This is a genomic window from Vibrio maritimus, from assembly GCF_021441885.1.
Taxonomy (GTDB): Bacteria; Pseudomonadota; Gammaproteobacteria; order Enterobacterales; family Vibrionaceae; genus Vibrio; species Vibrio maritimus_B.
The window spans coordinates 2,812,448-2,824,755 of record NZ_CP090438.1 but is presented as its reverse complement, the minus strand read 5'-3'; the positions used below and the strand labels follow the sequence as shown (position 1 = coordinate 2,824,755).

The 12,308-nt window shown below is 47.9% G+C and carries 9 protein-coding genes; 4 read left to right on the top strand and 5 right to left on the bottom strand.

What is annotated here, in order from left to right; translation table 11 throughout:
- The first annotated feature begins 33 nt into the window (after window positions 1-33).
- A complete protein-coding gene (locus LY387_RS12905; RefSeq protein ID WP_234494405.1) occupies window positions 34-921 on the top strand; it encodes a LysR family transcriptional regulator in 888 nt (295 codons plus the stop codon).
- Complete coding sequence (tadA, locus tag LY387_RS12900) at window positions 911-1,453, top strand: tRNA adenosine(34) deaminase TadA (RefSeq protein WP_234494404.1); 543 nt, start codon at window positions 911-913, stop codon at window positions 1,451-1,453. Before LY387_RS12905 ends, tadA begins: the two co-directional genes overlap by 11 nt.
- A gap of 164 nt (window positions 1,454-1,617) precedes the next feature.
- Here the strand turns inward: tadA and LY387_RS12895 are convergent, their stop codons facing one another.
- On the bottom strand, window positions 1,618-1,755 hold the full coding sequence (locus LY387_RS12895; protein ID WP_197058801.1) for a hypothetical protein: 138 nt from the start codon (window positions 1,753-1,755) through the stop codon (window positions 1,618-1,620).
- 305 nt (window positions 1,756-2,060) lie between these two features.
- Window positions 2,061-3,635, bottom strand: coding sequence for a membrane-bound lytic murein transglycosylase MltF (mltF, locus tag LY387_RS12890; protein ID WP_234494403.1), 1,575 nt, complete (start codon window positions 3,633-3,635; stop codon window positions 2,061-2,063).
- A 296-nt stretch (window positions 3,636-3,931) separates the two neighbouring features.
- On the opposite strand from mltF, the gene purL reads away from it, so the two are divergent.
- On the top strand, window positions 3,932-7,831 hold the full coding sequence (gene purL / locus LY387_RS12885; protein ID WP_234494402.1) for a phosphoribosylformylglycinamidine synthase: 3,900 nt from the start codon (window positions 3,932-3,934) through the stop codon (window positions 7,829-7,831).
- 194 nt (window positions 7,832-8,025) lie between these two features.
- On the top strand, window positions 8,026-8,283 hold the full coding sequence (locus tag LY387_RS12880; protein WP_234494401.1) for a DUF3622 domain-containing protein: 258 nt from the start codon (window positions 8,026-8,028) through the stop codon (window positions 8,281-8,283).
- A 61-nt stretch (window positions 8,284-8,344) separates the two neighbouring features.
- Here LY387_RS12880 and LY387_RS12875 read toward each other — a convergent pair whose 3' ends face one another.
- From LY387_RS12875 to LY387_RS12865, 3 genes are all read right to left on the bottom strand, one after another.
- Entirely contained in the window at window positions 8,345-9,025 is a 681-nt protein-coding gene (locus LY387_RS12875) for a tellurite resistance TerB family protein (protein ID WP_234494400.1), read from the bottom strand.
- Window positions 9,026-9,186: 161 nt separating this feature from the next.
- Window positions 9,187-10,242, bottom strand: a complete 1,056-nt coding sequence (locus LY387_RS12870) for a glycosyltransferase family 9 protein (protein ID WP_234494399.1) — start codon at window positions 10,240-10,242, stop codon at window positions 9,187-9,189.
- 292 nt (window positions 10,243-10,534) lie between these two features.
- Window positions 10,535-12,250: a proline--tRNA ligase gene (locus tag LY387_RS12865; protein WP_234494398.1), complete on the bottom strand. Its 1,716-nt coding sequence runs from the start codon at window positions 12,248-12,250 to the stop codon at window positions 10,535-10,537.
- Between the last annotated feature and the right edge of the window lie 58 nt (window positions 12,251-12,308).

Below are 12,308 nucleotides of genomic sequence, written 5' to 3'. Positions count from 1 at the left end.
ACTATTACTTATTTGTAATAGTGAGATTGGTCTATGGCGAACTGGGAAGGTATTAATGAGTTTGTTGCGGTCGTAGAGACGCAGAGTTTTACGGCTGCTGCAGAGCGACTGTCGACCTCTGTTGCCAATATCAGCCGCAGAGTCACGGCGTTAGAAGATAAGTTAGCAGTGAAGTTGTTCGTTCGTACAACCAGAAAGGTCTCGGTCACAGAGGTTGGGGCAACCTACTATCAGCACTGTAAGCCACTTGTAGAAGGGCTCATGTTAGCGGAGCTCGCTATCACACAGCTGCAAGCCAGTCCTACTGGGCGGATTAAGATGACCGCGCCAGTCACCTTTGGAGAGCAGGTATTGGCTCCGCTGATGCATGAGTTTCTACTGCAGTACCCTCAGATTGAGTTGGACTTGGTGTTATCTAACCAAAAGATGGATCTGGTTCAAGAGGGTTATGATCTTGCGGTAAGGCTAGGGAAGCTTGATGACTCTAGTATGATGGCGCGCAAACTGTTGGATCGTCATATGTTCGTTTGTGCAAGTCCAGACTATCTGGCCAAGCACGGTGAGCCTCATACACTTTCGGAATTAAAACGCCATCAGTGCCTTCGCGGGTCAACCAAATACTGGCGGTTTGAAGACAAAGGGGCAGAAAGACTGATTCATGTTGATGGCAGGGTGCAATGCAATAGCGGCTACGCTCTGGTTGATGCCGCACTAAAAGGATTGGGAATTGTGCAGCTTCCCGACTATTATGTGCAGCCTTATTTGGAGACGGGTGAGCTGGTGGAAGTATTAACACCATACCGTGGGGATCAAGAGGGTATCTGGGCACTCTATCCTCAAAACCGCATGCTAACGTCTAAAATAAGAACCTTGATCGACTATTTATCTGAAGCATTAAACCGAGAGCCTCATGACCGATAAACCAACATCGCCAGCGACTACGACAGAACACGTTTTCAGCGAACAAGACTATGCCTTCATGCAACGTGCAATGGAGCTTGCCTCTCACGCAGAAGAAGAGGGAGAAGTCCCCGTCGGAGCGGTGCTTGTCAAAGATGGTGAAGTGGTCGCTGAAGGATGGAATCAGTCTATTGGTGCTCACGATGCCAGCGCGCACGCCGAAATGCAGGTGATACGCAAAGCTGGACAAGTGTTAGAAAACTATCGACTGCTTGATACCACCCTGTATGTCACCCTAGAGCCTTGCCCTATGTGCGCAGGAGCCTTGCTGCACAGCCGAGTAAAGCGGGTGGTTTTTGGTGCGCCAGATTTAAAAGCAGGAGCAGCTGGCACAGTACTCAACCTATTTGAGAGCCAAGCATCTTATCATTATGCTGATGTAGAATCAGGACTGATGGAGCAAGAGTGCCGTCATCAGTTGCAAGCATTCTTTAAACGCCGCCGCAAAGAGATTAAAGCAGCGAAACAAGCCAGGCGTTCAGAATCAGAGTAGCACTTAGATTAAAAACAGCACCTAGATTAAAAACAGCGCCCAGAGTTGGAATAGCATCCAGAATTGAAATAGATAGAATTTTGAAGGTTGGTGTGACCAGGTTGGATATTTAGCAAACATCTGCATCGCAGATGCTTGCTGTCTTTGCTGTTGCTGCTCGCTATCTATGAAGATAGAAGCTGCATAAACGCTCGATGACGCCAAATAACTTTCTTCTTATTGTTAGCCATCTTACGTTTGCGGCGGTTTGCTGCCACCGTCTTATTAAGGTGTTTAGATTGCTTTCGTTTCCTTGCAAGCATAAAACTACCTCCTTTCACTACTGGTAAACCTCTCCGATCTAACTCTATACGCTTAATGACGTACTAGATGTCCTTATCAATGGATCGATGTCGGAGTCCAACACACACTTTTTCTACTCTTGACTAGAGCCGCTGAAAAAGTATGCACAGTTTGTGGATGGTACGGACGTACCTGCCAGATGAGAAAAGTCGAGGGATCAGGACGATCGTCTCCTCTAGTCTCAAACAGTAATGTAAGGGCTTAGTGGTCGGATTTCAAGTGTGCGAAGTGAACTAGATTTCGCACACTTGAAAGAGAGTGATAGTTAGCGACCTGTATTGCCACCAACGGCGGGTATTTCTGTAGATTGCGCGGCACTGATGGTTGCCTCTGCGCTAGAAACCGCGCCTGACACAGGTGGTAGCGGTGGAATCACGATCAAGTCTTCGGTACTGAGCTCTTCCTCAGCTTGCGCAGCGAGCTGTTTATCGACATGACCAATGATGCTTTGATAGTAACGACGAATGTTTTCCACGTAGTTGCGGGCTTCATCGCCTCGCGCGTAGCCATAGCGAGTCTGACTGTAAAACTTCTTTTGGCGCAGCAGCGGTAAACGATCTTTCACATCCGCCCACGCATCTGGGTCGCCACCTTGGCGTTTTGTCAGGCGTCTTGCATCCATCATGTGGCCGAAACCAACATTGTAGGAAGCGAGGGCAAACCAGATTTTTTCGTGCTCACTGATTGAGTCAGGCACGCGATCAACAATTCGGCGTAGGTATTCCACACCACCACGCACAGACTGTTCAGGGTCGAGTCGATTGGTCACGTTAACGCTTTTGGCAGTCGGTAATGTCAGCATCATCATCCCGCGTACACCGGTTGGTGATTTTGCCACTGGATTCCAATGTGACTCTTGGTACGCCAAAGCGGCAATCAAACGCCAGTCAAACTCTTTGGAGTACTTTTTAAATAGTGGTGACCATTTAGGTAGCTTACTATCGAGCGCTCGGATAAAGGCGCGGGTATCCACATAATCAAATACGCCGATATGACCTAGATACTTTTCTTCTAGGTTTGCTAGATCCCCTGTCTGTTTAAGTTGCCCAAAGAACTCAATAAGCAAGGCATACAGGCTTTCATCTTCTGATTTACGCATGTACCAAGAGATTGGCTGATCTTCAGTCATCTCAAAGGCGAGGGCCAGGTCGGGATAGATGCGCTGTGACAGAGAAAGCTCAACAGAGTCCGCCATGGTGAATTTCAGTTTGCCCTCGGAGACTTGTTTCAGCAGGTCGTTGACGTCAGCATTCGCGTCGATGTAATAGCGGATCTCTGGATGTTCTTCGGTCACCGTTGCCATGGTCTTTTCAAAGTGTGAGTCTTTGACAATCGCAAACACTTCTTCGCCATCAGCTTGATCGATTAACTCTTGCTGGTTGTTGAGGAGTTGCTCAAGGTTACGCGGACGCCACTGACCTTTCTTATAGACGACCTGTTGACTGACATAGTAGTAAGCGGGCCCAGCGCGAAAGCCTTGAATACGCTCTGGAGACTGACTAAGTCCAGCCGCAATAATATCGATCTCACCCTTTTGCAGAGCAGGGAATAGGCTTGCTTGACGATAAGCAGGTTTCATCTCTAAACGAACGCCCAATGCGTCTGCAAACTGTCTGGCTAATTCATAATCGAGGCCAGTAGGGCCATCAGGACCAATATAGTAAGAGAGCTGATTATTGAGTGTACCTACGCGAAGTACACCGCGTTCTTTGATGTTTTCGAGTTCACTTTTAGGATCAGAATCGATTTGGCAGCCAGCCAACCCGATTGAGAAAAGGCACACAGATAGCAATTTTAACCAGCGACGATTAGGCCAGCGAGCAGCAGAAAGACTTTGCATTAATTCATAGATCTCACAACGTTAGTGCTGTCTTTATACCAAAGCTGAGGTCCTTGGCAAAGCGAGATAGCAGAAACACCCGAGAGTGGTCACTTTATCATCGATCTCTAGCGTATTTCGGCAAAACAAAAAAAAATGACGAAAACGTTTGCGCCAACGCTTACGTCACAAAAAAAAATCCTCTATAATACCGCCGCATCAAGGTAGGAGAAATCGTTATAAGTTCAGTTTTTACTATTAACTGATTGAATTTATAAGAATTTCACCTAAATCAACTGCATAAGAGACCTAAGCACATGAGAATTTTGCGTGGTTCCCCAGCTCTTTCTGAGTTTCGTGTTAACAAGCTACTAGAGCTTTGTCGTGAACTAAACCTACCAGTAACAGGTATTTACGCTGAGTTTGCCCACTTTGCCGACCTAACGGCAGACCTGGATGAGTCTGAAGTTGAAAAATTAGAGAAGTTGCTGACTTACGGTCCAACTATCGAAGAGCACGAGCCAACAGGCACACTGCTACTAGTGACACCTCGCCCTGGCACCATCTCGCCATGGTCCTCTAAATCTACGGATATTGCGAACAACTGTGGCCTAGACAAAGTGACTCGTCTAGAGCGCGGTACTGCTTACTATGTAGAGACATCAAGCGAACTGACTGAGCTTCAACTTGTTGAGCTTAAAGCAGTGATCCACGATCGCATGATGGAAGTGGTTTTCTCTGACTTCGAATCAGCGGCAGCGCTGTTCCAAGTCGCAGAGCCAGCACCAGTTGCCGATGTTGATCTACTAACAGGCGGTCGCAAAGCACTAGAAGAAGCGAACGTGACGCTTGGTCTTGCACTTGCAGAAGATGAAATTGATTACCTAGTTGAAAGCTTTGTGACTAAGCTAGAGCGCAACCCAACAGACATCGAATTGATGATGTTTGCACAGGCGAACTCTGAGCACTGTCGTCACAAGATCTTCAACGCAGATTGGACTATCGACGGCGTTAAGCAAGACAAGTCGCTATTCAAGATGATCAAAAACACATTTGAAACGACACCAGACCACGTCCTGTCTGCATACAAAGATAATGCAGCGGTTATGGAAGGCTCTGAAGTGGGTCGTTTCTTCCCAGATCCAAAAACACGTCAATACGGCTACAACCACGAGAAAGCGCACATCCTAATGAAGGTGGAAACACACAACCACCCAACAGCGATTTCTCCATGGCCGGGTGCATCGACAGGTAGTGGCGGTGAAATCCGTGACGAAGGCGCAACAGGTATTGGCGGTAAGCCAAAAGCAGGTCTTGTTGGTTTCACAACGTCTAACCTTCGCATTCCTGGCTTCGAACAGCCTTGGGAAACCGACTTTGGTAAGCCAGGCCGTATCGTTAACGCCCTAGATATCATGCTAGAAGGTCCACTAGGTGGCGCGGCATTTAACAACGAATTTGGTCGTCCAAACCTACTGGGTTACTTCCGTACTTACGAAGAGAAAGTTACATCACACGCAGGTGAAGAAGTGCGTGGTTACCACAAGCCGATCATGATTGCTGGTGGTATGGGTAACATCCGTGATGAGCACGTTCAGAAGAAAGAGATCCCTGTAGGTGCAAGCCTAATTGTACTTGGTGGTCCTGCAATGAACATCGGTCTTGGTGGCGGTGCAGCGTCTTCTATGGCATCTGGTCAGTCTGCTGAAGACCTAGACTTTGCGTCAGTACAGCGTGAAAACCCAGAGATGGAACGTCGCTGTCAAGAAGTGATCGACCGCTGCTGGCAGCTAGGTGAAGACAACCCAATCGCATTTATCCACGATGTGGGCGCGGGCGGTATCTCAAACGCACTTCCTGAGCTTGTTGATGATGGTGAGCGCGGTGGTATCTTCCAGCTTCGTGACGTACCAAACGATGAGCCAGGCATGAGCCCACTTGAGATCTGGTGTAACGAATCTCAAGAACGCTATGTAATGGCGGTAGCGCCAGAGAACATGGAAGCATTCGATGCTATCTGTAAGCGTGAGCGCGCACCTTACGCAGTAGTGGGTGTGGCAACAGAAGAGCGTGAACTGAAACTTGAAGATTCACACTTCGACAACACGCCAATCGACATGCCGATGGACATCCTTCTTGGCAAAACGCCGAAGATGCACCGTGATGCGAAAACACTGAAAGTAGACAGCCCTGCGATCTCTCGTGAAGGCATTGAAATGAACGATGCGGTTGACCGCGTTCTTCGTCTACCAACAGTTGCAGAGAAAACTTTCCTAATCACCATCGGTGACCGCACGGTGACAGGCCTTGTTGCTCGTGACCAGATGGTGGGTCCTTGGCAGGTGCCGGTAGCAAACTGCGCAGTAACAGCAGCGAGCTACGATACTTACCACGGTGAAGCGATGTCTATGGGTGAGCGCACACCAGTTGCTCTACTAGACTTTGGCGCGTCTGCTCGTCTAGCGGTAGGTGAGTCTCTAACTAACATTGCAGCGACAGACATCGGCGATATCAAGCGTATCAAGCTGTCAGCTAACTGGATGTCTCCAGCGGGTCACCCAGGTGAAGACGCAGGTCTTTACGAAGCGGTGAAAGCGGTAGGTGAAGAGCTATGTCCAGCACTGGGCCTAACGATTCCAGTAGGTAAAGACTCAATGTCGATGAAGACCAAGTGGAACGAGAACGGTGAAGACAAAGAAGTCACGTCGCCACTTTCACTGGTTATCACTGCGTTTGGTCGTGTGGAAGATGTTCGTAAGACGGTCACGCCGCAGCTTCGCACTGACAAAGGTGAATCGTCTCTTGTTCTTGTTGATCTTGGTAACGGTAAAAACCGTCTAGGCGCAACGGCATTGGCACAGGTTTACAAGCAGCTTGGTGATAAGCCAGCAGACGTCGATAACGCAGAGCAGCTAAAAGGTTTCTTCGATGCGATGCAAACCCTTGTTCGTGATGACAAGCTAGTGGCTTACCACGATAAAGGTGATGGTGGTCTATTCGTTACGCTTGCTGAGATGGCATTCGCGGGTCACTGTGGTGTGAAAGCAGATATTGCCAGCCTAGGCGAAGATGCATTAGCGGCACTATTTAACGAAGAACTAGGTGCGGTTGTTCAGGTTAAGAATGACGACCTAGAAGCAGTGAAAGCGGTTCTAGCGGCGAACGGCCTAGAAGCATGCTCTCACGTAATCGGCAGCGTTGAAGCGTCTGATGACTTCGTTATCACTTCTGGTGATGCGGTTGTGATTGAGCGCTCTCGTACAGAGCTACGTACTATCTGGGCTGAAACTACACACAAGATGCAGTCTCTACGTGACAACTCTGCGTGTGCAGACCAAGAGCACGAAGCGAAGAAAGACAACTCTGACCCTGGTCTAAACGTGAAACTGAGCTTCGACGTTAAAGAAGACGTTGCAGCGCCATACATCGCGACGGGCGCTAAGCCTAAGATGGCAATTCTTCGTGAGCAGGGTGTTAACTCTCACGTTGAAATGGCAGCGGCGTTTGACCGTGCTGGCTTTGAAGCAACAGACATCCACATGAGCGACATCCTGACGGGGCAAGCGGTTCTAGAAGAGTACCAAGGTCTTGTGGCTTGTGGTGGCTTCTCTTACGGTGACGTTCTAGGTGCGGGTGAAGGTTGGGCGAAGTCTATCCTGTTCAACGACCAAGCACGTGACCAGTTCCAGAACTTCTTCCACCGTGAAGACACCTTCTCACTAGGTGTGTGTAACGGATGTCAGATGCTATCGAACCTAAAAGAGCTGATCCCAGGTGCAGACCTGTGGCCACGCTTCGTTCGTAACGAATCTGAGCGTTTTGAAGCTCGCTTTAGCCTAGTAGAAGTTCAGAAGTCTGACTCTATCTTCTTCGATGGCATGGAAGGTTCACGTATGCCAATCGCAGTTTCTCACGGCGAAGGCCGCGTAGAGGTTCGCGACACTGACCACCTAAATGCGATTGAAGCTTCAGGTACGGTAGCAGTGCGTTACGTTGATAACCACGGTAACCCAACGCAGCAATATCCAAACAACCCGAACGGTTCACCAAACGCAATCACAGGTCTAACGACTCGTGACGGTCGTGTGACTATCATGATGCCGCACCCAGAGCGTGTATTCCGTACGGTTGCTAATTCTTGGGCGCCAGAGTCTTGGGGTGAAGACAGTGCTTGGATGCGCATGTTCCGCAACGCTCGCGTGAACGTTGGTAAGTAATCAAGCTAAGGCAACTGCCTCAAAGGTTACAACCCAATAGTTAATGAAGTCCTCAGTGGAAACACTGGGGACTTTTTCTTATAAAAACTCTGAGCGTCAGCGCTCGATTTGTGTTCTAATACCGCGCTGGCTTAGGGATGGTCAGTATTACATTGCTGGAATATCCCTTAACAAAGTCTTTAGGAAATACATAAATGTCTGAAAATAAAAAATTTACTATCCGTCTAACGGAAAAGCGTAACGGTTGGTCTGCAGAGATCATTCGTCAAGTGACTTCTCGTCGCACGGTTGTGTCTAAGCGTGAGATGGGCTTTGAGAGCCAAGAATTGGCTCAAGCGTGGGCGGAGAAAGAGCTCGCTGGTTTTATCGAAAACCAAGCAAAGCGCAATGAGCGTAAAGCGGAAGCACGCGCAGCGAAAGCAGCAGCGGCGGCAGCAGAAAACGAAGAGTAATCTCGTTCGCTCTGATGGTGGTTCCTAGGGCAAACCCTAGGAACGCATTATCGATTCAATACTACCGACCTACCTGAGCGTTTAGTTGCTCGACCAACCCATCCTCTAACCCAAGCTGGGTGGCCAACTCTTTCAAGTACGCCTTTTCCATAAAATTCTGCTCATCGGCGACTAACAGGCTTGCTAAATAGATTTCCGTTGCGTGCTCTGGTGATACCGCAAGTCGAGCAATTTCTGCCGGTTCAAGTGGCTTAGCTATCTCAGCTTGAATCAATTGCTGAACAGAACTATCGGCATCAATTTGTGTTAATGCTTGTTCAATCTTGGCCATTTCTTGTTCATCAATATGACCATCGGCTTTAGCCGCTGCAATCATGGCTTTGAGCACGGATTCATCATGTTGACTAGATTGAGAAAAGTTTGCTGGCGACGATAACGCTGGATCGGAGCCTGAGGGTTGGTTGCTATCTTTGTTGTAGTCGTTATACAGCTTGTATGCGAGTGCGCCAAGGGCGGCAGCACCACCGACGCCAAGGGCAGTTTTACCCATCTTTTTGGTTTTCTTAGAGCCCATCAGCATACCAAGCAATCCACCACCCACGGCGCCAGCACCGAAAGCACCAAGTGTTTTCTTGTCACCTAATGTCTGACCGATACTTGACGATGATTGGCTCGCTTTCTGCGTGGCTTGACTGACTATATCGGAACTAAGGGCTTGATTCAGTAAGGATTTTAAGTTCATTTCTTTCTCCTCGGACCTATAGGGCTACTCGGGTATAGAGTCATAGTAAGAGAGTGAAGATGAACAGAATATGAAGAAGCGTGGGGCGAATAGCACCTTTATTAGGTGCTATTCAGATTGGATTGACCAAGAGAGTCTTAAAAGATACTCATGCGAGTCCCTTATAGAGCCTCAACCAATTCATTATGTCCTTTGCTTGGCGTGTTGAAATCAGTGATGTTGACACTCTGAGCACCAATGACACCGAATGTGCGAGGATCGGTCTTATTATACAGACCGTAGCATTTCACATCTGCTGCGTCGGCTAAGTGCAAAGGACCGGTATCACAGCAAATAAAGCCATCAGTATTTTTCAGAAAACTAGCCAAGATACGCATGTTTTTATTTGAGTAAGTGGCATAGTCTGGTTTCAGAGGCGATGTGATATCTGGACTAAGGATCTCTACCCATTTAATTGGGCGTTCCGATTCTTGCTCAAACTTAATTAGAATGTCTGTCCATTCGGCATTAGAGAGCTGCTTGGCTCCGCGGGCGCCACGGAAAAACGCACAAACTCGATCTTCACCGGAATACAGCCCCGCCATTGCGTCTTGCCCTGCTGTAATTTCTTCTTGGCTAAGCTCAATCTGATGAGAAACTGGCAAGATAAGCGTATTACCAAGAGCCTTGATGAGGTACAAGCTTGTCAGCGCGGTATGGTGAAGGTCATCGTCTTTTTGGAAGGTATGAGTAAAGGCAACATCACTTCCAAGGTGGTGCTCGGCGACTTTGTTTTTACTTGCCAACACAGAAACAAGAACTGCATCACCCGTTGAGCGATAAGGCGCAACAATTAGGTCGTAGTCGTTTTTTCTCAATGTGAATACCGACTTTAAACAGCTGACGATTTCTTTGAATGAGAAGTGAGAATAGACAATCTCATCAACGCCCATATTGGCAAAAACCTCGCCTTGCCAAGGTTGATTCAGCATCAGAGTGAGCTTTGCATCTGGATACTGGGCACGTATTTGACGCACAAATGGTATCAGGAAGTACATGTTACCGATGCGCTTATTGTTGCGAACAATCAGAATCGATTTCACATCCGGCTTTTCGACTAAGGCGTTTTGGCTTAGGCGGTTATTGTTGATCAATCGATAAAGCGTTGGCTCGAGGTTTGACATCCAGCCACGACGCCAATGATCGAACTGTCTTAAGCGAGTTTTTAAAGCTTTCATTCTGAAATAGGTCTGATATGAGAAAATTGACAATAAAATTGCAGAAAGAATATCGCTTATGAGTGGTTTTGTCAGCATTTTTCATGCTGTTGTATGGCTTATGTATATAGGTGTAATTAAGTGTATTTTTAGGTTTTTGAGAGCGCGGATGGATTTTGCGTAAATGCACGAGTGAATTTAACGGTTATAAGTGAGATGGATGAGGAAGGGGAAACGGTACATAGAGTTACTGTAGGAAAAGAAAGAGGCCGCAAAGCGGCCTCTTAAACTAGCGAACTAAAAGGTGTTAGCACTAAGCCAATTGAGCCTTAACATGCGCGACGATGTCATCGATAGCCACTGGCGTTTTATCACCAGTACGACGGTTCTTGTATTCGAAGTTACCTTCGTCCATGCTGCGGTCACCAATAACCACAGTATGAGGAACACCAACAAGTTCCATATCAGAGAACATCACACCTGGACGCTCTTTACGATCGTCAAATAGCACTTCGATACCCGCTGCAGTCAGTTCTGCGTATAGCTTCTCTGCTGCTTCTTTAACGCGCTCAGACTTGTGCATGTTCATAGGTACGATCGCAACTTGGAATGGAGCGATAGCGTCTGGCCAGATGATGCCGTATTTGTCGTTGTTCTGTTCGATAGCGGCTGCTACCACACGAGAGACACCGATACCGTAACAACCCATCTCTAGGATAACGTTCTTACCGTCAGGACCAAGCACGCCACAGTTCATCTTCTCTGAGTAGTTCTTACCAAGTTGGAAGATGTGACCCACTTCGATACCACGCTTAAGCAGGATAGTACCTTGGCCACATGGACTTGGATCGCCTTCAACAACGTTGCGTAGGTCTTCTACTTTACCCAGTTCAACGTCACGACCCCAGTTGATGCCAAAGTAGTGCTTGTCATCAATGTTAGCGCCAGCGCCAAAATCGCTCATTACTGCAACCGAGCGGTCAACAATAAACGGTAGCTCAAGACCAACAGGGCCTAGTGAACCAGGGCCTGCACCAATCGCTGCGCGAATTTCTTCTTCTGTTGCCATCTCGAGAGGAGAGGCAACTTCAGCAATTTTCTCGGCTTTGATTTCGTTAAGCTCGTGGTCACCACGGATGATAAGGCCAACAAGTGGCGCTTCGATTTCATCAGATGCCTTAACAAATAGCGTCTTAACTGTTTTCTCGATTGGTAGATCGAACTGCTCAACAAGCTCCGCAATGGTTTTCGCATTTGGCGTATCAACCATTGTCATCTCTTGAGTTGGAGCGGCAAGCTCTGCAGTAGGTGCTAATGCTTCTGCTTTTTCGATGTTTGCAGCGTAGTCAGACTTAGAAGAGAAGGCGATAAGGTCTTCACCGCTTTCTGCCAATACGTGGAACTCGTGTGAGCCGTTACCACCGATAGCGCCAGTATCAGCGAGCACTGGACGGTAATCTAGACCCATGCGATCAAACGCTTTGCAGTAGGCATCGTGCATCGCTTCGTAAGACTTCTCTAAGCCTTCTTTGTCGATGTCGAAGCTGTACGCATCCATCATAGAGAATTCACGTGCACGCATAACACCAAAGCGTGGGCGGCGCTCATCACGGAATTTAGTTTGGATTTGGTACAGGTTCAGTGGTAGCTGTTTGTACGAGTTAACTTCGTTACGAACAAGGCTAGTGATCACTTCTTCTGCTGTTGGGCTAAGTACAAACGGACGCTCATGACGGTCAGTGAAGCGAAGAAGCTCATCACCCATCTTTTCAGATCGGCCGGTCTCTTCCCATAGTTCAAACGGCTGCACTACGGGCATCAAAGTCTCAACTGCACCTGCATTATCGATCTCTTGGCGAACGATGTTTTCGACTTTACGCAGAACACGTAGACCCGTAGGTAGCCAAGTGTATAGACCTGAAGCTAGCTTACGAATCATACCTGCACGCAGCATGAGCTGGTGACTTACAACTTCTGCGTCGTTTGGTGTCTCCTTCAGAGTAGAAAGAAGATAGTTACTGGTACGCATTTATGGGTATCCGTTCATCATGTTGATAGTAAATTCGGGCAGAGATGCCCAAATTGAG